Here is a 19,265-nt window from a genome sequence, read left to right as displayed (position 1 = left end):
GGTCGCGGCAAGGCCGAACTCGCTGTCGTTGGCCAGCTCCACCGCATGCTCAACCGTGGCTCGTTCATGGTCATCCAGGACATGACCGGACGCATCCAGGTCTACGTCAACCGCAAGACCCTGCCGGAAGAGACCCTGGCGGCGGTCAAGACCTGGGACCTGGGTGACATCATCAGCGCCGAAGGCACCCTGGCCCGCTCCGGTAAGGGCGACTTGTACGTCGAGATGACCGATGTGCGTTTGCTGACCAAGTCGCTGCGCCCGCTGCCCGACAAGCACCACGGCCTGACCGACACCGAGCAGCGCTACCGCCAGCGCTACGTCGACCTGATGGTCAACGAGGAAACCCGCCACACCTTCCGTGTGCGTTCGCAGGTGATCTCGCACATTCGCAAGTTCCTCATCGAGCGCGACTTCCTCGAAGTGGAAACCCCGATGCTGCAAACCATCCCTGGCGGCGCCGCAGCCAAGCCGTTCGAAACCCACCACAACGCCCTGGACATGGCCATGTTCCTGCGTATCGCGCCGGAGCTGTACCTCAAGCGCCTGGTGGTCGGTGGTTTCGAGAAAGTCTTCGAGATCAACCGCAACTTCCGTAACGAAGGCGTCTCGACCCGGCACAACCCCGAGTTCACCATGCTCGAGTTCTACCAGGCCTACGCCGACTACCGCGACAACATGGACCTCACCGAGGAACTGTTCCGCGAGCTGGCGCAGCTGGTGCTGGGCAGCACCGACGTGCCGTATGGCGACAAGGTGTTCCACTTTGGCGAGCCGTTCGCCCGCCTGTCGGTGTTCGACTCGATCCTCAAGTACAACCCCGAGCTGACTGCCGCCGACCTGCAGGACGTCGACCGCGCCCGTGACATCGCCAAGAAGGCCGGTGCCAAGGTGCTGGGCCACGAAGGCCTGGGCAAGCTGCAGGTGATGATTTTCGAAGAGCTGGTCGAGCACAAGCTGGAGCAGCCGCACTTCATTACCGAGTACCCGTTCGAAGTGTCGCCGCTGGCGCGTCGCAACGACGACAACCCGGCCGTCACCGACCGCTTCGAGCTGTTCATCGGTGGCCGTGAAATAGCCAACGCCTATTCCGAGCTCAACGATGCCGAAGACCAGGCCGAGCGCTTCCTGGCCCAGGTGGCCGAGAAGGACGCTGGTGACGACGAAGCCATGCACTATGATGCCGACTTCGTTCGCGCCCTGGAGTACGGCATGCCGCCGACCGCCGGTGAAGGCATCGGTATCGACCGCCTGGTGATGCTGCTGACCAACTCGCCATCGATCCGCGATGTGATCCTGTTCCCGCATATGCGCCCACAGGCTTGAGCCATGTGAACAAGCCGCCTTTCGAGGCGGCTTTTTCTTGCCTGGTTGTAGACCGTCCGAACCAAGAGGTGCCTTCCGTGACCCCCTCAAATGCCCAGCAAGGCGCCGCCGGTGTAGCCAACGCCGTTGCCGAGAATGTGCAGTACCAAGGCCGCAAGACCAGCCGCCAGGGCAGTGAGCAGCGACGCCAGCAGATCCTCGACGCGGCCATGCGCATCGTCGTGCGTGATGGCGTGCGTGGCGTGCGTCACCGCGCGGTGGCCGCCGAGGCGGGTGTGCCGTTGTCGGCCACCACCTACTATTTCAAGGACATCGAAGACCTGCTCGCCGACACCTTCGCCCAGTACGTCGAGCGCAGCGCCGCGTACATGGCCAAGTTGTGGGCCAACACCGAGGGTGTGCTGCGCCAGCTCCTGGCGCAGGGCGATGACAGCCCGCAGTCACGGGCGCGGCTGGCCGACGAGGTGGCGCGCATGACCGCCGACTATGTGATGCGCCAGTTGCACAACCGCCGCGACTTTCTGATGGCCGAGCAGGCCTTCCGCCAGGAGGCGCTGCTGTGTCCGCGCCTGGCCGGGCTGGTACAGGCCCATGAGCAGATCCTGCTGCATGGTGCACGGCAGATGCTGCAGGTGGTTGGCTCCCGCCAGCCAGAGCACGACGCCTTGGTGTTGACGGCCATCATCGAGCAGATGGAATATCAAGGGCTGCTCATAGAGGCGAACGCACAGGCCGATGGGCAGATGCTCGCTATTCTTACCCGGTACCTGCACTTGGTGCTGGCCGCGGAGTGAGGCGCGACCGAATTTTCAAGGAGAACCTGATGAAAGCCTGGCGTGTGCTGTTGTTGACCTTGTCGTTGCTGTCGCTTGGCGGCTGCCTGGTGACCTTCGACGAGCCGCTGGCCGGCAACCAGCAGGCGCCCAAGGCGCTGTTGGGCCAGTGGACCAGCAAGGACGCCTGGGGCCAGCCATTGAAGCTGGCGATCAGCCGCGCGGGCGGCCATACCTACAAGGCCGTGGCGCGTGCCCAGGGCAAGGCGCCCGAGGAATACACCTTCACCGTCGCCCAGCATGGCAACCGCTGGTACCTCTCGGCCGGGGTGCCCAAGCGCCTGGGCGGGAAGTTCCTGATCGGCGGCTTCGAGGTCGTCGATGGCAAGGAGCTGGTGGTCTATAACCTGGATGTCGAGCAGGTGCAGCAGGCGGTGGACAACAAGGAGCTCAGTGGGCGCAGCACCGAGGCGGTGGAAGACAATGGCCCTGGGGTCTTGATCGACAGCCCTGCCGAGCGGGTCCTGGCCTACCTGGACGACCCGGCCAACTCCGACCTGTTCGTCGAGGTGGCGCGCTTCCAGCGCGCGGGCAAATAACCGCGTCGGCCTTTTCGCGGGTAAACCCGCTCCTACAAGACCCGCGCTGAACCTGTAGGAGCGGGCTTGCCCGCGAAGAGGCCAGTACAGACACCGCAAGTCACTCAGGTCCAATCAAGGAGCCCCGGTGGACGAATACCAGCAGACCATACGCGCACTGTCCGACCGCATCGTCGCCGCGCAAACCCCCATCCGTGTGCTGGATGCGGTGAAGTGGGACGACAGCATCCGCCAGGGCTTCCTCAAGGCCAAGGGCAAGGAGCCACCCGCGGTGGATCGCGCCTACTACCAGGGCCGGCCTCTCTCGTTCGACTCCACAGCGGTTAAGGCCGAGTTCCAGAACATCGAGCGCGATATCACTCGCCAGCTCGGCCAGTTCAACCCGGTTGGGCAGATCATGCGGCGCATGTGCAAGGAATACCGCATGGTGGTGCGCATGCTCGAAGCACGTGGCACCGAGGATTTCGGCCTGATCTCCCAGGAACTCTACGGCGCCGCCTCCGATGCCTTCCACGCCGGCGACCCGACCCTGGCCGACCTGGGCCTGATGCTCTCGGACTACCTGAACAACATCGATGGCCGTGGCGACCTCAAGGACGAAGCCAAGAACCTCACCGCCAAGGAAGCCGTGGAAATTCTCCAGCGCCGACTGAACAAGGTGTTCGGCGAGGCCGAGGAAACCATCCGCGTGTTCGAGTCCGACGGCATCGTCGCCGATGCGGCGGCGGGCGCCGACTACATCAAGGTGCGCGCCGATGCCATGTTCAACAGCCGCGATGTGCGTGCGCTGGAGGTGCACGAGGGGTTGGTGCACGTCGGCACTACGCTCAATGGCCTGAACCAGCCGATCTGCACCTTCCTGGCCAAGGGCCCGCCCTCGTCCACGGTGACCCAGGAAGGCCTGGCCATCCTCATGGAGGTGATCGCCTTCGCCTCCTACCCCAGCCGCCTGCGCAAGCTGACCAACCGCACCCGCGCCATCCACATGGTCGAGGAGGGCGCCGACTTCATGCAGGTCTACGAATTCTTCCGCGGCCAGGGCTTCGAGATGGCGGAAAGCTATGGCAACGCCAGCCGGGTGTTCCGTGGCTCGGTGCCCAATGGGCTGCCGTTCACCAAGGACTTGTCCTACCTCAAGGGTTTCATCATGGTTTACAACTACATTCAGTTGGCCGTGAAGAAGGGCAAGCTCGAACAGATTCCCTTGCTGTTCTGCGGCAAGACCACCCTGGAAGACATGCGCACCCTGCGCCAGCTGGTCGAGGAAGGCCTGGTGGCGCCGCCCAAGTACCTGCCGGAGCAGTTCCGCGACCTCAATGCGCTGTCGGCCTGGATGTGCTTCTCCAACTTCCTCAACCACCTGAGCCTGGACCGCATTGAAGCCGACTACGCGAACATTCTCTAAGGCGTTAGCTGCCCTGGCCATCGGGCTGCTGCTCCTTTCCGGATGCAGCAGCCTGCTGTTCTACCCCGAGCCGGGCCAGCCCTTCACGCCTGAGAAAGCCAAGCTGGCCTACCGCGACCTGACCCTGACCGCCGCCGACGGCACTCGTCTGCATGGCTGGTGGCTACCGGCCAAGGAGGGCGTCGAGGTCAAGGGCACGGTGCTGCACTTGCATGGCAACGGCGGCAACCTGGCGTGGCATCTGGGCGCAAGCTACTGGTTGCCCGAGGCCGGTTACCAGGTGCTGATGGTCGACTACCGTGGCTATGGCTTGTCTCAGGGCAAACCGACACTGCCTGCGGTTTACCAGGACATCGAGGCGGCCCTGCACTGGCTCGACCAGGCCCCTGAAGTGCGTGGCAAGCCCCAGGTGCTGCTGGGCCAAAGTCTTGGTGGGGCGATGGCAATCCACTATCTCGCGGCCCACCCCGAGCAGCGTCAGCGCTTCAGCGCCCTGGTATTCGATGGCGTGCCGGCCAGCTATCGCGATGTCGGCCGCTTCGCCCTGAGCACTTCGTGGCTGACCTGGCCACTGCAAGTGCCGCTGTCCTGGCTTGTGCCCGATGGCGACAGCCCGATCCACTCGATCGAACGCCTGAGCAGCCCGCCCAAATTGTTCTTCCAGAGCATCGACGACAATCTGGTGCCGCTGGACAACGGCATCCGCCTGTACCAGCAAGCGCCGCCGCCGCGGGTATTGCAACTGACCCGAGGCGGTCATGTGCAAACCTTTGCCGATACCACCTGGCGCCAGGTGATGCTGCGCTTTCTCGACGACCCCAACCATTTCAACGGCCTGCGCCGCCTGGGCGAAGTGCCGAACTACCCTGAAGAGAAGAATGCGCAATGAGTGAAGAACGGAACGCCATCCCGCTGATCCTGACCGGTATCGGCAGCATCATCGTGACGGTGGGCGCGCTGTGGTACTACGGCTATCTGCATTTCGCCAAGCCCCAGGACGCCCTGCTGCTGCAGGACTACACCATGCTCAAGACCATTCCCGGCGAGGACTACAAAGTGTCGTTGGAACCCGCGCCGCAGGTGGCGCAGTGCATCGATGGCGTGCTGGTGCTGTTCGACACCCAGCAGAAAGGCCTGACCGGCGTGCTGGTGGACAACCGCAAGCGTGCCGTTCGCTGCATGGGGCAGGAGACGCCGCAGCAGGTGCAGTGAAGGCTGGCGGTGCCACGAAGAAGAAAAAGCCCCACGTTTGTGGGGCTTTCGGTTCAGTCAAGTCTTGATCTGGCGGTGGTGTAGACATCGTTGCGCTCTCGCTTGCCAAGCGCGATCACCACCACCACCACTCGCTCATCGATGATTCGATACACCAGGCGGTAACCGGCAGACCGCAACTTGATCTTGTAGCAGTCCGGCATGCCGGTGAGTTTGTCCTTCTCCACTCGTGGCTGAGCCAGGCGCTCCTTGAGCTTCCTGGCGAACTGCAACTGAAGTTGTGCGTCGAGTTTGCGAAATTCCTTTTGCGCCCGTAGATCAAACTCCAGGGCGTAGCTTGCTGTTCCCTTCTGCATCGGCAATGAGCTCATCGATATCCACGCTGACGGTTGGCCCACCGCGACGCTTGCGTACCAGTTCAGCCAACTGCAGATCGTCGATCAGTTCCATCATCGCCTCGTAGCGTTCGGGCGGAACGGCATAGAACGCGGGTTCGTTGCGGTTGAGGATTACCACGGTTTCACCGCCGGCTTCGCGAATGGTGCCCATGGGGTCTTTTTTCAGGTCTGTGATGGATGCTGCCAGATCGGCAAGGACGGGGTAGGTCATGGTTGTATCAACTCGTGAGAGAGAGCGACCTGCCTAATGTAGTGCTTTATAGAGTGCTTTTAAAGGTGTTTTATGGGGCGAATAATAAAAACCCCGCCATCGAGGCGGGGTTTTTCGTTCAGCCCGTAAGCCTTACTGCACCTGGCTCACCGAACGCGGTGCCACTGGCTGGTTGTCGTTGGAGATGGTCACCTCCACGCGACGGTTCTGCGCGCGGCCCGAGTTGCTGGTGTTGTCCGCAACCGGGAACTCCTTGCCATAGCCCTGGGCGACGATGCGCGCTGGGTCTACGCCTGCGCGCACCAGCGCCATGCGCACGGCACCGGCGCGGCGCTCGGACAGGCTCTGGTTGTAGTTGGCAGAACCGACGCTGTCGGTATAGCCCTCGACGATTACCTTGCGCTCAGGGTTTTCCTGGAGGAACTGCGCCAGCTTGGTCACGTTCGGGTAGGCGCTGCTCTTGAGCTCGGCCTTGTTGAAGTCGAACAGCACGTCACCGAAGGTCACCAGCGTGCCGCGTTCGGTCTGCTTGGCGTTGAGGCTGTCCTGCAGCTTCTTGATCTGTGCATCGCGAGCATCGAGCTTGGCCTGTGCGCGCTGGGCGGCGGCGTTCTTGATCTCGTTCTCGGCGGTGCGCAGGGCGATGGTCTGCTTGGCCACTTCGACGCGCTGGTTGGTCAGGTAGGCCAGCTGGTCGACCTGCTTGGTGTCAGCGCGGTCCATGTAGGCCTTGTCGGCCTTGTTCAGCCAGTCCTGGGCATCCTTGGTCTCGAGGGCCGCCACTTGGGTCGACTGCGGGTCGCTCTGCAGCGACGAGAAGTTGGTGCGGGCCGCCTCCAGGTTCGGGTTCGGGTCGTGGGAGCAGGCAGTGAGGCCGACGCTCAGGGCCAGCAGGGCGGGAATCATGACATAGTTGCGCATAGTGTTCATCCTTTGATCGATAACGAAGGCGGTATCAGGCGTGGCAGGGCTTATTCAGCGCTGCGCAGGCCTTCCTCACGCACGTCCTGGATACCTTGGCGGGCATCCTGCACGGCCTTCTGGGCCTTGGCTGCCTGCGACTTGCGCTCGGCCACGCGAGCGTCCCACTCGGCCTGCTGGGCCAGACGCTTGGCTTCTTCGTAGTTCTTCTCATGCATGGCGATTTCCGCCTGCTTGAACTTGTCCTGGGCCGCTTTCATTTCCACGGCGGCATATTCGGTGCCACCGGCACTGACGGCAGAATTCACGGCCGACTGGGTCACGGCGTACTGCTCGGTAGGCGGGTTGCCAGCACAGCCGGCCAGTACCAGGCTGCTGCCCAGGGCCAGGGCGGCCAGCTTGAGCCCGCGCAGGTGAGAGGACGAAGGTTTCGAGATGCGGGTCTTCATGGTGGTCAACTCCATTGGATCTCTCCTGAATTACAGTGTCCGTAGCAGTCCATCGCTCATTCCCTGACAGCGTCATGAATGCAAGCCGCTGCGCCAAAGGCCATGTGTGCAGGGTTTTTGCGTAATGGCTATTGGCTGGGACTTGGGCGTTTTTCGAATAGTTCAGAAAAAAAATCAGCATGATCGAATGTGCATTTCTGACTAATCGGTCAGTGACTTTTTCACGAAACTTTCGCGCCGCTCTGCGGTATCGGCAGGCTGGCGCGGTCAGTTTTCAGTGCCACCCTTGGGGTTGCTCAAGGCATGCAGGTGGCGGCGGGAGAGGGCGAGAAAGCGAGGTGTAGGGCCGATGTCCTCGTACAGCGGGTCGCCTTCCTCGTCGGTGGCGATCACCTGCTGGCCCTTGATGTAGGGAAAGCTGGCCTCCAGCTCCTCGAGCGCGGCGCCCACCAGTTCGCCCAGCAGCTCCTCGGGCGTGCGCTTGGGGAACATCTCCACCAGCGCGGCCAGGCGCGCCTCGGCTTCCAGCTCCAGGTGCAGGACATGGCCGGTGTTGCTCAGTGCCCCTGAGGCGTTCTGTTCCCAATGCTGGGCAAGCTCGCGGATTTTCATGATGACCTCTTCGATGCCAGTACATGAAAGTGGGATGACCTCAATACACTTTAGTTGCATCGGCCGTTCCCAGCTTGCCTTGCGGGCCTGCCTGTGGGCACTCTTGGTGCGTTACCTGGGCGGCTGCGCGGGTGGACCGCGCTACAAGGGAGAGGCAATGACCGATATCGATGTGCGCTTGCGTGAAGATGTCCATCTGCTGGGTGAGCTGCTGGGTGAAACCATTCGCCAGCAGCACGGCGAGGCGTTCCTGCAGAAGATCGAAGATATTCGACACAGCGCCAAGGCCGACCGCCAGGGCGCGGCCGAGCAGTTGAGCACCACCCTGGCGGACCTGGCCGAGGACGACCTGCTGCCGGTGGCGCGGGCCTTCAACCAGTTTCTCAACCTGGCCAACATCGCCGAGCAGTACCAGCTCATCCATCGCCGCGATGCTGGGCAGCCCGCGCCGTTCGAGGACCGCGCGCTGCCCGAGCTGCTCGCACGCCTCAAGCAGGCCGGGCACAAGGATGACGCCCTGGCCCGGCAACTGGCCCGCCTGGATATCCAGCTGGTGCTGACCGCGCATCCCACCGAAGTGGCGCGGCGCACGTTGATCCAGAAGTACGATGCCATTGCCGCGCAGCTGGCGGCCCAAGACCACCGCGACCTCACCCCAGCCGAGCGCCAGCAAGTGCGCGAACGCCTGCGTCGGCTGATTGCAGAGGCCTGGCACACCGAGGAAATCCGCCGCACCCGGCCAACCCCGGTGGACGAAGCCAAGTGGGGCTTCGCGGTGATCGAGCATTCCCTCTGGCACGCCATTCCCAGCCACCTGCGCAAGGTCGACCAGGCCCTGTTCCAAGCCACCGGCCTGCACCTGCCGCTGGAAGCTGCACCCGTGCGCTTCGCTTCGTGGATGGGCGGCGATCGCGATGGCAACCCTAATGTCACTGCGGCGGTAACCCGCGAAGTGCTGCTGCTGGCGCGCTGGATGGCCGCCGACCTGTTCCTGCGTGATGTCGACTATCTGGCCGCCGAGCTTTCGATGCAGCAGGCCAGCGACGCCGTGCGCGCAAGGGTGGGCGACAGCGCCGAGCCCTACCGCGCCCTGCTCAAGCAAGTGCGTGAGCGCCTGCGTGCCACCCGCGCCTGGGCCCACGCCTCGCTGGCGGGCGCGCAGCCTGCCAGCGCCGAGGTGCTGGTGGACAACCGCGAGCTGATCGAGCCGCTGGAGCTGTGCTACCAGTCGCTGCACGAATGCGGCATGGGCGTGATCGCCGATGGCCCCTTGCTCGATACCTTGCGCCGGGCAGTGACCTTCGGCCTGTTCCTGGTCCGCCTGGACGTGCGCCAGGACGCCGCGCGGCATCGCGATGCGCTGTCGGAAATCACCGACTACCTGGGCCTGGGGCGTTATGCCGACTGGGATGAAGAACAGCGCATCGCTTTCCTGCAGGCTGAGCTGAAGAACCGTCGCCCGCTGTTGCCTGGGCATTTCAAGCCCCAGGCCGAAACCGCCGAGGTGCTTGCCACTTGCCGTGAGATCGTCGCCGCGCCGGGTGCGTCGCTGGGTTCCTACGTGATTTCCATGGCCGGTGCCGCCTCCGATGTGCTGGCGGTGCAGTTGCTGCTCAAGGAAGCCGGCCTGACCCGGCCGATGCGCGTGGTGCCGTTGTTCGAAACCCTCGCCGACCTGGACAACGCGGGCCCGGTGATGGAGCGTCTGCTCGGCCTGCCAGGCTACCGCGCCAGCCTGCATGGGCCGCAGGAAGTGATGATCGGCTATTCCGACTCGGCCAAGGACGCCGGCACCACGGCGGCGGCCTGGGCGCAGTACCGCGCCCAGGAGAACCTGGTGCGAATTTGCCGCGAGCACCAGGTCGAGCTGCTGCTGTTCCATGGCCGCGGTGGCACCGTGGGCCGCGGTGGCGGCCCGGCCCATGCGGCGATCCTGTCGCAACCGCCGGGTTCGGTGGCTGGCAAGTTCCGCACGACTGAACAGGGCGAGATGATCCGCTTCAAGTTCGGCCTGCCGGGCATCGCCGAACAGAACCTCAACCTCTACCTGGCGGCCGTGCTGGAAGCGACCCTGTTGCCACCGCCGCCACCGCAACCGGCCTGGCGCGAGCTGATGGACCAACTGGCCGCCGACGGCCTGAAGGCCTACCGCGACGTGGTGCGCGAACACCCGGATTTCGTCGAGTATTTCCGCGAGTCCACGCCCGAGCAGGAGCTGGGCCGCCTGCCGCTGGGCAGCCGCCCGGCCAAGCGCCGCGCGGGGGGTATCGAAAGCCTGCGGGCGATCCCGTGGATCTTCGGTTGGACCCAGACCCGCCTGATGCTGCCGGCCTGGCTGGGCTGGGAAACGGCGTTGGGCAATGCCCTGGCCCGTGGCCAGGGCGAGTTGCTGGGGCAGATGCGTGAACAATGGCCGTTCTTCCGCACCCGCATCGACATGCTGGAGATGGTCCTGGCCAAGGCCGATGCGCAAATCGCCGAGGCCTACGACGAACGTCTAGTGCAACCGCCGCTGTTGCCACTGGGTGCGCAATTGCGCGACCTATTGTCGCAGTCCTGCCAGGTAGTACTGGGCCTGACCGGCCAGCCGGTGCTACTGGCGCACAGCCCGGAGACCCTGGAATTCATCCGTCTGCGCAACACCTACCTGGACCCACTGCACCGCTTGCAGGCCGAGTTGCTGGCCCGCTCGCGCAGCCGCGAAGCCGCTCTGGATAGCCCGTTGCAGCAGGCCCTGCTGGTGACCGTGGCGGGCATCGCCGCCGGTTTGCGCAACACCGGCTGAAGGGGCAAGGCACCCGCTGCGGGGCTTGGCCCAGTGGCGGGCACGGTTCGACAGGTGCTCGGGTTGCGCTGGGCGCAACCTGCCCGGTCGGCGTTCGAGAACAGTGCTTTACCGGCGGTTTCGAACGCTTGTCTGGCTGCCGGGCGCTGTGTATCTTGAGCAGCCTTTTGACCGATTTTTCGGTCTGAACCGATTTTCCGGACTTGGCCCTGTGCGCCGAATCCACTGATTTACATAAAAAAATTATGAGGAGCACGAGATGCGCGTAATTCTGCTGGGAGCTCCCGGGGCCGGTAAAGGTACTCAGGCAAAGTTCATCACCGAGAAGTTCGGCATTCCACAGATCTCCACCGGTGACATGCTGCGTGCTGCCGTGAAGGCCGGCACCCCGCTGGGCCTGGAACTGAAGAAAGTCATGGATGCCGGCCAGCTGGTTTCCGACGAGCTCATCATCAATCTGGTCAAGGAGCGTATCGCCCAGCCGGATTGCGCCAACGGCTGCCTGTTCGACGGTTTCCCGCGCACCATCCCGCAGGCCGAGGCCATGGTCGCTGCCGGTGTCGAGATCGACAACGTGGTCGAGATCGCCGTGGACGACGAAGAAATCGTTGGCCGCATGGCGGGTCGTCGCGTCCACCTGGCTTCGGGCCGCACCTACCACATTCAGTACAACCCGCCGAAAGTGGAAGGCAAGGACGATGTCACTGGCGAGGAGTTGATCCAGCGCGATGACGACAAGGAAGAGACCGTGCGTCACCGCCTGTCGGTCTACCACAACCAGACCAAGCCGCTGGTCGACTTCTACCAGAAGCTCTCCGCCGCTCAGAACGGCAAGCCGAAGTACAGCCACATCGAAGGCGTCGGCTCGGTCGACTCCATCACTGCCAAGGTGCTGGCAGCCCTGAGCTGATCCACCCTTGTGTTGCACGACGGCCCGCTTTTGCGGGCCGTTGTCGTTTATACTGGCGCTCTTTTTCCTTTCGCCTGGATACACGTTCGATGACCACCCTGCTGGCCCTGGATACCGCCACCGAAGCCTGTTCTGTCGCCTTGCTGCATGATGGCAAGGTGACCAGCCACTACGAGGTGATTCCACGCCTGCACGCGCAGAAGCTGCTGCCGATGATCAAGCAACTGCTGGGCGATTCCGGTGTGCCCCTGAGTGCTGTGGATGCCATCGCCTTCGGCCGCGGCCCGGGTGCTTTCACTGGCGTACGTATCGCCATCGGTGTGGTTCAGGGCTTGGCTTTTGCCCTCGAACGCCCGGTGCTGCCAGTGTCCAACCTGGCCGCACTGGCCCAGGGCGCGCTGCGCCAGCATGGCGCGCAGCAGGTGGCAGCGGCTGTCGATGCGCGCATGGACGAGGTGTACTGGGGTTGCTACCAGGCCCAGGCGGGTGAAATGCGCCTGGTTGGCCAGGAAGTTGTAGTGGCACCTGAGCGTGTAGTGCTGCCTGAAGGTGGCCCGTGGTTTGGGGCTGGCACTGGCTGGGGCTATGTCGAGCGCCTGGCGGCGAAGGTCGATAGCTACGATGCTGCGGCGTTACCCAACGCCCTGGACGTGTTGACCCTGGCCGGGTTTGCCTGGGCGCGTGGCGAGGCCGTCGCTGCCGAACAGGCGCAGCCTGTGTACTTGCGCGACAACGTCGCCACGCCCAAGGCGCGCCCCTGAAGGCCCGGTATTTGAGCGAAAAGTCACTAAACTACTAGCTAAAACGTGCAGTTCGTCGGCTATTGCCGTTCACGATAAAACCTTTTGCAGGAACTGTGGTCCAGTTATCAGTCGAGCATTGGTGAAGGAATCCTGATGCTGCTAAATTGCCATCATTACTCCTGAGCTTATACATCATGCGTATCGACGGTTTCTCCTCACAGTCCTACCCGGTCAAGCGCGCGCCGCGCAAGGCGCAGGTGCGTGACGAGGTCATCGACGACGCCGAAGTGGTCGAGGATGACGCCGAGCCTATCCAGGCCAAGGTCAACCGTCGTGGCGGCGGTCTGCCGGCACGCCAGCAAGACATGATCTTCCCCCGAGCCCGCGATCGCCGTACTGCCACCGCACTGGCCAGCTACCTCTCCACCGCCACGTTCACCGATTGGGACATGGAAGTACTGGGGCTTGACCTGTACATTTGATGGATGACTCCATCACCACTGCCTTACTTTCTCGGTTGTCCCTCCTGGAGTGAAAACGCCTGGCGCGACTACCTTTACCCCGCCGATGCCCGCACTGCTGATTTCCTGAGCCTATACAGCCAGGTATTCAACGCCGTCGAGGGCAACACCACCTTCTACGCCCGCCCTGCGCCCAGCACCGTCGAACGCTGGGCGCAGCTGATGCCTGCGCATTTTCGCTTCACGGCCAAGTTCCCGGGTGACGTCAGCCATGCTGGCGATTTGCGCGAGCAATTGGACTCGGCCCTGGACTTCACGCGCCTGCTCGCCCCCCTGGGCGAGCGGGTTTCCCCCTACTGGTTGCAACTGCCGGCCAGCTTCGGCCCTGCACGCTTGGCCGAACTGAGCCATTTTCTCGACGAGATCGGCGTGCCGGTGGCGGTCGAGGTGCGCAACGATGCCTTCTTCGCCAAGGGCGAGGAGGAGCGTCTGCTTAACCGCCTGTTGCATGGTCGGGGCGTGGAGCGCATTTGCCTGGACCCAAGGGCCTTGTTCAGTTGCACCTCACGCGACCCTGGCGTTCTGCACGCCCAGGCCAAGAAGCCGCGGGTGCCGCCACGCCCGGCTGCATTCAGCCAGCGCCCGCAAGTGCGCTTCATCGGCCACCCCGAGCTTGAAGCCAACGAGCCCTTCCTCACCCCGTGGGTCGACAAGGTTGCTGCCTGGATCGAGGAGGGGCGTACCCCGTACATCTTCCTGCACACGGCCGACAACTACCGCGCCGCCGCCCTGGCCCAGCGCTTTCACCAGCGCCTGAGCGAGCGCCTGCCGGGGCTGGCGCCTTTGGTGGAATTGCCGCGTGCGCCTGAGGTCGAACAATTGGGCCTACTCTGACGACTCCTACCTGCCGGAGGTTGTGACCATGGATGTGCAAACCCTGCGAGCCGAAGCCTTCAAGGCGCTGCATGAGCGTGATGGCGCGTTCGTCATTGCCAACCCGTGGGATGCAGGCTCCGCGCGGTTGCTGGCCAGCCTGGGCTTCGAGGCGCTGGCCACCACCAGTGCAGGGTTGGCCTTCAGCCTGGGTCGCCCGGATGCCGAGGGCGCGCTCAGCCTGGATGAAACCTTGGACAACGCCCGGGCCATTGTCGATGCCACGCCGCTGCCGGTCGCGGCGGACTTGGAAAACGGCTTCGGCGACCTGCCGGAAGACTGCGCACAGGCCATTCTGCGCGGCGCCGAGGCGGGGTTGGTGGGAGGTTCGATCGAAGATGCCAGTGGCCGCGCCGATACGCCGATCTACGATTTCGGCCTGTCCGTGGAGCGTGTGCGTGCAGCGGTACAGGCGGCGCACAGCCTGCCATTCCCGTTCACCCTCTGCGCCCGCGCCGAGAACCTGCTCAATGGCCGACTGGACCTGGACGACACCATCAAGCGCTTGCAGGCCTACGCCGAGGCCGGCGCCGATGTGCTGTACGCGCCAGGGCTGCGCAGCGTCGATGAAATCCGCGCGGTGGTGCAGGCGCTGGCCCCCAAGCCTGTCAACGTGCTGATGGGCATGGCCGGGGTAGCGCTGGGCGTGAACCAGTTGCAGGACCTGGGCGTGCGCCGCATCAGCGTGGGTTCGTCGCTGGCGCGGGTGGCGCTGGGTGCCCTCCAGCGCGCGGCGCGGGAGATCTGCGAACAGGGCACCTTCAGCTATGGCGAGCAGGCCTTGCCGTTCGCCGAGCTCAACGACCTGTTCCGCCGCTAAGGCCGCATGCGCAGCCTGTTGCTGCTGACGCTCCTGCTGCTTGCGGCAGGCGCCGCCTGGTACTCGGGCTGGCGCCCGCCGCCTGCATGGAACCCCTGGGCGGTGCTGGACGTGCAGCAGCCTCCTAATATGCTCACGCCTTTCAAACTCTCGCGCCTGCGTGATAATCCCGATTTATGTCGACAGGCACTCGAAACCTCGACACTGCGCTTCCGGCAACAGGCCGACAGCCCGGCAAGCGCGCAATGCCCGCTACAGAATGTGTGGCGTATCGAGGGTGGAGATACGCGGCTCTCCAGCAGCTTCCTGGCTACCTGCCCACTGGCGGTGGCCTATGCCCTGTTCGAGAAGCATGGCCTGCAACCGGCGGCCCAGCAGGTGTTCGGCCAGCCGGTGGCGCAGGTCGAGCACCTGGGCAGCTTCGCCTGTCGCAATGTCTATAACCGCAAAGAGGGCAGGCTTAGCCAGCATGCAACCGCCAACGCGCTGGATATCAGTGGCTTTCGTCTAGCGGATGGGCAGCGCGTCGTGCTGGCGCGCGACTGGCAGGGCGACGGGCAGAAGGCGGTGTTTCTAAGGCAGGTCCAGCAGGCGGCCTGTGACAGTTTCAGCACGGTGCTGGGCCCGGACTACAACGCCGCCCATCACAACCATTTTCACTTGGATATGGGCCGCTGGCAGATCTGCCGTTAGGCGTGCACGCGCACATTGTTCAGCACCACCGGGCGCGCCCAGTGCATGTCGAACTCCAGGTCGTTCTGCTGTTTGGCCAGGGTGGCCTCGTCGAAGGGTTCCGGCGCCTTGTCGAGCAGGTCCATCTCGAACTCGGCAATCGGCAGGTAAAGGGCGCGTGGGTTCGGACCCGGGCCAGGCTCAGGCTGTGGATGGCCCTGGCTCATCACCACCGGGCGCAGCCAGCTGTTGTTGATGTCGAGCTGGCGCTGTTGCTCGATCAGTTCCAGAGCACTGAACGGCTCGGCAGCAGGCTCCAGCAGGTCGCGCTCAAGCTCCGCCTTGGGCAGGAACAGCGGCTCGGGCGGCGTGATCTCGGTGTCGTTCACCACGCAGGCGCGCTGCGCATCGATCAGCGCCAGGGCGCGGGCGCCGCCGGTGGGCTCACCGCTTTCCTTGTCGTGGTAGCTGGCCAGCGCCTGGCTTACGCTGTCGACGCCATCGTCTTGCTGCTCTGCCATGGCCCGGGCGAAGAAGTCCTGCCACAGGTGGCTGACGCCGCCCAGTGCCTGGGTATTCTGTCGACCGTAGTTGCCGACAGGCGACAAGTAGGTCAAGCCGAGGGGAAGAGTGTCTGACATGGCAGTCGCGCGCGTTGTGCTCTGGCAGAATAGCGGGATATTGCCTGTATCGGCCGTGGTGGCCGATTCATTAAGGGCTTGGTGAATATTTTCGGGTGTGAGCGGTGATGCAAGAGCAAGGGGCGGGGATCAGGGTCGAGGCGATGTCGGCCGAGTATGCGCAGCAGGCGGCGGTATGGGCCGAGCGCCTGGGGTTGCCGTTGCAGGACGACGCCGCTGACTTTGCCGTTCAGGTGGGCGGCGATGGCTTGCAGATCCAGCAGCTGGGCCCGCAGGCGCCGGGGCCGGTGCGGGTGGACTTCGTCGAGGGTCAGGCGGCGCACCGGCGGCTGTTCGGTGGCGGCAACGGGCAGATGATCGCCAAGGCGGTAGGCATCGCCCAGGGCGTTCGGCCACAAGTGCTGGATGCCACGGCGGGCTTGGGCAAGGATGCCTTCGTGCTGGCGAGCCTGGGCTGCCAGATGACCCTGATCGAGCGCCAGCCGCTGATTGCCGCGTTGCTCGAGGATGGCCTGCTGCGTGGGCGTCTGGATGCCGAGGTGGCGCCTATCGTCGAGCGCATGCGCCTGCTGACCGGCAATGCCATCGAGCGCATGCGCGCCTGGGAAGGCGAGCCGCCGCAGGTGATCTACCTCGACCCGATGTTCCCGCACCGCGATAAGAGCGCGTTGGTGAAGAAGGAAATGCGCGTATTCCGCCCCTTGGTGGGCGATGACCTGGATGCCCCGGCCTTGCTCGAAGCGGCCCTGGCACTGGCCACCCATCGGGTGGTGGTGAAGCGCCCGCGCAAGGCGCCGATCATCGAGGGGGCCAAGCCTAGTCACAGCCTGGAAGGCAAGTCCAGCCGGTATGACATCTATCCGAAGAAGGCGTTAAAGGCATAGCTAGGCCTGATACGCCCGCATGAACAACCCCACCACCTCGTGCACATGCGTCTCGGCAGCCGCGCCTTCCAGCGCCGGGGCGCAACCCAGCAGCAGCCGGTAGTCCGGCGCGCCCTTGACCAGGCAGAAGAAATGCTCGGCCGCGCGCAGCGGGTTGTCGATGCGCAGCAGCCCGCGCTCATCGGCGCAGCGCAGCAGCGCTTCCATTTCCGCCAGCACCAACTTGGGCCCGGCCTCGTAGAAGAACTGGGCGAAGCTTGGGTCCTGGCTGCCGAGCGCCATAATAAGGCGCGTCAGCTTCACCGATTCGTCCGAACTGATCAGCGCCTGGAACCCTTTGGCGACGTTCAGCAGCACCTGCTCGAGCGGGACACCCTCGGGCAGCTCGAAGATCAGGTCGGGCAATTGTGATTGGCAGGTCGCCATGACCGCCGCGCCGAACAGCGTCTGCTTGTCGGTGAAGTGGCTGTAGACCGTGAGTTTTGAAACACCTGCCGCCGCAGCGACCGCATCCATGCTGGTGTTGGCGTAGCCGAGGCTGAGGAACAGCGACTTGGCGGCTTCGAGGATGGCCTCGCGCTTTGCCAGGTCCTTGGGCCGGCCTGGGCCTGTGGGTGCGTCGTTGCGCATTGGAGTCCGGGTCTGTTTCAAGGGGCGCTCATCTTAACGCCTAAGGGCGCGTCAGGCTGCTACGCATGTCGCATCGTTAATGCGTTTTTTCTCATGGGCGCCGACTTCCCCAGCTCGGTTCCCTGATTTAATATACCCGGCAGTATAAATATTAGATGCGTCCTCTGCCAAAGGTCATTCGTCATGTTGCGTCGCGCCTTGCCCCTCGTTTTGCCTGTTGCCGTCCTGTTGCTCGCTGGCTGCGGCCAGCAGGCGGCACCGCCTGCGGCGCCACGCCCGGCGTTGGTGGTGCAGCCACAGCCCAGCGGCGCCTCGGCCGACAGCTATCCCGGCGAGGTGCGGGCCAGGTTCGAGCCGGAACTGGCGTTTCGCATCGGCGGCAAGGTCAGCAAGCGCCTGGTGGAGGAGGGGCAGCGGGTCAAGGCCGACCAGCCGCTGGCCGAGCTCGACCCGCAAGACGTGCGCCTGCGCCTGGAGGCCAACCGCGCCCAGGTGGCCGGTGCCGAGGCCAACCTGTCGCTGGTGAAGGCCGAGCGCGATCGCTACCAGAAACTGCTGGAGCGCCAGATGGTCAGCCGCTCGCAGTTCGACAATGCCGAAAACCTTTACCGCGCGGGGCTGGCCCGGCTCAAGCAGGCCAAGGCCGAGTTCGACGTGGCCGGCAACCAGGCCGACTATGCGGTGTTGCGCGCGCCGCAGGCCGGGGTGATCGCCAAGCGCCAGGTCGAAGTGGGCCAGGTAGTGGCGGCCGGGCAGACTGTGTTCACCCTGGCCGCCGATGGCGAGCGTGAAGTGCTTATCGGCCTGCCGGAACAGCAGTTCGCCCGCTTTACCGTTGGCCAGGCGGTCAGCGTCGAGTTGTGGTCGCACCCCGACCAGCGTTTCGACGGGCGCATCCGCGAACTGTCGCCGGCTGCCGACCCCCGCTCGCGCACCTTCGCCGCGCGTATCGCCTTCACCTCCACCAAGGCGCCGGCCGAGCTTGGCCAGAGCGCGCGGGTGTTCATCGCCCATGCCGAGCACGCGCCGTTGTCGGTGCCGCTGTCAGCGGTGACCGCCGAAAATGGTCACGCCTACGTCTGGCGGGTGAACACCGATAACCGCCTGGAGCGCGCGCCGGTGCGCCTTGGCCCCTATGGCGCCGACAGCGTGCCGGTGCTCGAAGGCCTGAGTGCCAGCGACTGGGTGGTCGCTGCCGGTGGCCATGTGTTGCGCGAGGGGCAGCAGGTGCGGCCCGTCGACCGTAGCAACCGTGTGGTGAACCTGGCGAACAAGGAGTAAGTCGCGATGGGTTTCAACCTTTCCGCCTGGGCGCTGCGCAATCGCCAGATCGTGCTGTTCTTGATGATCCTGCTGGCCGCGATCGGCGCCATGTCCTACACCAAGCTGGGGCAAAGCGAAGACCCGCCGTTCACCTTCAAGGCCATGGTCATCCGCACCATCTGGCCCGGCGCCACGGCCGAGGAAGTCTCGCGCCAAGTCACCGAGCGCATCGAGAAGAAGCTGATGGAGACCGGCGAGTACGAGCGCATCACCTCGTTCTCGCGCCCTGGCGAGTCGCAAGTCACCTTCATGGCGCGGGACTCGATGCATTCCAACGCTATTCCCGAGTTGTGGTACCAGATCCGCAAGAAGGTCGCGGACATTCGCCACACCTTGCCGCCGGAGGTACAGGGGCCGTTCTTCAACGACGAGTTCGGCACCACCTTCGGCAATATCTACGCCCTGACCGGTAGCGGCTTCGACTACGCCGTGCTCAAGGACTACGCCGACCGTATCCAGATCAGGAACAGGCTGGGTGCAACATCAACGGCGAGGCAGGAACTGGAGAGGATCGACGGGTTTGCCCTGGCGGCGAATCTCGAAATGCAGCTTCACCC

22 protein-coding genes and 2 pseudogenes are annotated in these 19,265 nt (G+C 64.3%); 16 read left to right on the top strand and 8 right to left on the bottom strand.

Annotated elements, in window-relative coordinates; all coding sequences use genetic code 11:
• From lysS to ACQKPE_RS22120, 6 genes are all read left to right on the top strand, one after another.
• The coding region (lysS, locus tag ACQKPE_RS22145; RefSeq protein WP_427668854.1) for a lysine--tRNA ligase at positions 1-1,326 on the top strand (1,326 nt) is incomplete at its 5' end.
• Between the two features lie 68 nt (positions 1,327-1,394).
• Positions 1,395-2,120 (top strand): TetR/AcrR family transcriptional regulator, encoded by a 726-nt coding sequence (locus ACQKPE_RS22140; protein WP_427668853.1) that lies wholly within the window; start codon positions 1,395-1,397, stop codon positions 2,118-2,120.
• Positions 2,121-2,149: 29 nt separating this feature from the next.
• The gene (locus tag ACQKPE_RS22135; protein WP_427668852.1) at positions 2,150-2,698 is read left to right on the top strand and encodes a hypothetical protein; all 549 of its coding nucleotides are present in this window, start codon (positions 2,150-2,152) and stop codon (positions 2,696-2,698) included.
• A 127-nt stretch (positions 2,699-2,825) separates the two neighbouring features.
• Positions 2,826-4,103 carry a flavohemoglobin expression-modulating QEGLA motif protein gene (locus ACQKPE_RS22130; protein ID WP_427668851.1) on the top strand — a complete coding sequence of 426 codons (1,278 nt, stop codon included), beginning with the start codon at positions 2,826-2,828 and terminating at the stop codon, positions 4,101-4,103.
• Entirely contained in the window at positions 4,075-4,992 is a 918-nt protein-coding gene (locus tag ACQKPE_RS22125; protein ID WP_427668850.1) for an alpha/beta hydrolase, read from the top strand. The genes ACQKPE_RS22130 and ACQKPE_RS22125 overlap by 29 nt, the downstream gene beginning before the upstream one ends.
• On the top strand, positions 4,989-5,315 hold the full coding sequence (locus ACQKPE_RS22120; protein WP_427668849.1) for a hypothetical protein: 327 nt from the start codon (positions 4,989-4,991) through the stop codon (positions 5,313-5,315). The genes ACQKPE_RS22125 and ACQKPE_RS22120 overlap by 4 nt, the downstream gene beginning before the upstream one ends.
• 53 nt (positions 5,316-5,368) lie before the next feature.
• Here ACQKPE_RS22120 and ACQKPE_RS22115 read toward each other — a convergent pair whose 3' ends face one another.
• The 5 genes from ACQKPE_RS22115 to ACQKPE_RS22095 all read right to left on the bottom strand — a co-directional run bounded on the left by ACQKPE_RS22115 (position 5,369) and on the right by ACQKPE_RS22095 (position 7,906).
• The gene (locus ACQKPE_RS22115; protein ID WP_427668848.1) at positions 5,369-5,671 is read right to left on the bottom strand and encodes a type II toxin-antitoxin system RelE family toxin; all 303 of its coding nucleotides are present in this window, start codon (positions 5,669-5,671) and stop codon (positions 5,369-5,371) included.
• Positions 5,634-5,924, bottom strand: coding sequence for a type II toxin-antitoxin system Phd/YefM family antitoxin (locus ACQKPE_RS22110; protein ID WP_427668847.1), 291 nt, complete (start codon positions 5,922-5,924; stop codon positions 5,634-5,636). Before ACQKPE_RS22110 ends, ACQKPE_RS22115 begins: the two co-directional genes overlap by 38 nt.
• A gap of 132 nt (positions 5,925-6,056) precedes the next feature.
• Positions 6,057-6,845: an OmpA family protein gene (locus ACQKPE_RS22105; RefSeq protein ID WP_427668846.1), complete on the bottom strand. Its 789-nt coding sequence runs from the start codon at positions 6,843-6,845 to the stop codon at positions 6,057-6,059.
• A gap of 50 nt (positions 6,846-6,895) precedes the next feature.
• Complete coding sequence (locus tag ACQKPE_RS22100; protein WP_427668845.1) at positions 6,896-7,309, bottom strand: DUF4398 domain-containing protein; 414 nt, start codon at positions 7,307-7,309, stop codon at positions 6,896-6,898.
• A 252-nt stretch (positions 7,310-7,561) separates the two neighbouring features.
• Complete coding sequence (locus ACQKPE_RS22095; RefSeq protein WP_427668844.1) at positions 7,562-7,906, bottom strand: pilin assembly protein; 345 nt, start codon at positions 7,904-7,906, stop codon at positions 7,562-7,564.
• A 157-nt stretch (positions 7,907-8,063) separates the two neighbouring features.
• Here ACQKPE_RS22095 and ppc point away from each other — a divergent pair, with 157 nt between their 5' ends.
• The 7 genes from ppc (at position 8,064) to ACQKPE_RS22060 (ending at position 15,251) form a co-directional block, all read left to right on the top strand.
• Positions 8,064-10,691, top strand: a complete 2,628-nt coding sequence (gene ppc / locus ACQKPE_RS22090) for a phosphoenolpyruvate carboxylase (protein ID WP_427668843.1) — start codon at positions 8,064-8,066, stop codon at positions 10,689-10,691.
• Between the two features lie 259 nt (positions 10,692-10,950).
• Positions 10,951-11,601 (top strand): adenylate kinase, encoded by a 651-nt coding sequence (gene adk / locus ACQKPE_RS22085; RefSeq protein WP_427668842.1) that lies wholly within the window; start codon positions 10,951-10,953, stop codon positions 11,599-11,601.
• An 89-nt stretch (positions 11,602-11,690) separates the two neighbouring features.
• Positions 11,691-12,362, top strand: coding sequence for a tRNA (adenosine(37)-N6)-threonylcarbamoyltransferase complex dimerization subunit type 1 TsaB (gene tsaB / locus ACQKPE_RS22080; RefSeq protein ID WP_427668841.1), 672 nt, complete (start codon positions 11,691-11,693; stop codon positions 12,360-12,362).
• 176 nt (positions 12,363-12,538) lie between these two features.
• On the top strand, positions 12,539-12,826 hold the full coding sequence (locus ACQKPE_RS22075) for a hypothetical protein (RefSeq protein ID WP_427668840.1): 288 nt from the start codon (positions 12,539-12,541) through the stop codon (positions 12,824-12,826).
• A gap of 3 nt (positions 12,827-12,829) precedes the next feature.
• Positions 12,830-13,699, top strand: coding sequence for a DUF72 domain-containing protein (locus ACQKPE_RS22070; protein WP_427668839.1), 870 nt, complete (start codon positions 12,830-12,832; stop codon positions 13,697-13,699).
• A gap of 28 nt (positions 13,700-13,727) precedes the next feature.
• A complete protein-coding gene (locus ACQKPE_RS22065) occupies positions 13,728-14,558 on the top strand; it encodes an isocitrate lyase/PEP mutase family protein (RefSeq protein WP_427668838.1) in 831 nt (276 codons plus the stop codon).
• A gap of 6 nt (positions 14,559-14,564) precedes the next feature.
• Entirely contained in the window at positions 14,565-15,251 is a 687-nt protein-coding gene (locus tag ACQKPE_RS22060; RefSeq protein WP_427668837.1) for an extensin family protein, read from the top strand.
• On the opposite strand, the gene ACQKPE_RS22055 is transcribed toward ACQKPE_RS22060, so the two are convergent.
• Entirely contained in the window at positions 15,248-15,871 is a 624-nt protein-coding gene (locus tag ACQKPE_RS22055) for an energy transducer TonB (RefSeq protein WP_427668836.1), read from the bottom strand. The genes ACQKPE_RS22060 and ACQKPE_RS22055 overlap by 4 nt on opposite strands.
• Positions 15,872-15,978: 107 nt before the next feature.
• On the opposite strand from ACQKPE_RS22055, the gene ACQKPE_RS22050 reads away from it, so the two are divergent.
• Positions 15,979-16,755, top strand: a complete 777-nt coding sequence (locus tag ACQKPE_RS22050; RefSeq protein WP_427668835.1) for a class I SAM-dependent methyltransferase — start codon at positions 15,979-15,981, stop codon at positions 16,753-16,755.
• On the opposite strand, the gene ACQKPE_RS22045 is transcribed toward ACQKPE_RS22050, so the two are convergent.
• The gene (locus tag ACQKPE_RS22045) at positions 16,756-17,385 is read right to left on the bottom strand and encodes a TetR/AcrR family transcriptional regulator (RefSeq protein ID WP_427668834.1); all 630 of its coding nucleotides are present in this window, start codon (positions 17,383-17,385) and stop codon (positions 16,756-16,758) included.
• Positions 17,386-17,568: 183 nt separating this feature from the next.
• Between ACQKPE_RS22045 and ACQKPE_RS22040 the strand changes: the two genes are divergently transcribed.
• Positions 17,569-18,666 (top strand): efflux RND transporter periplasmic adaptor subunit, encoded by a 1,098-nt coding sequence (locus tag ACQKPE_RS22040; protein ID WP_427668833.1) that lies wholly within the window; start codon positions 17,569-17,571, stop codon positions 18,664-18,666.
• Between the two features lie 6 nt (positions 18,667-18,672).
• Positions 18,673-19,173: pseudogene (locus ACQKPE_RS22035) on the top strand (efflux RND transporter permease subunit); the annotation flags it as partial.
• A gap of 18 nt (positions 19,174-19,191) precedes the next feature.
• On the opposite strand, the pseudogene ACQKPE_RS22030 reads toward ACQKPE_RS22035, so the two are convergent.
• A pseudogene (locus ACQKPE_RS22030) lies at positions 19,192-19,265 on the bottom strand (peptidoglycan DD-metalloendopeptidase family protein); the annotation flags it as partial.

This window comes from Pseudomonas sp. NPDC089554, from assembly GCF_050280645.1.
Lineage (GTDB): Bacteria > Pseudomonadota > Gammaproteobacteria > Pseudomonadales > Pseudomonadaceae > Aquipseudomonas.
The sequence above is the reverse complement of the archived record's forward strand: the minus strand, read 5'-3'. Positions and strand labels throughout refer to the sequence as shown.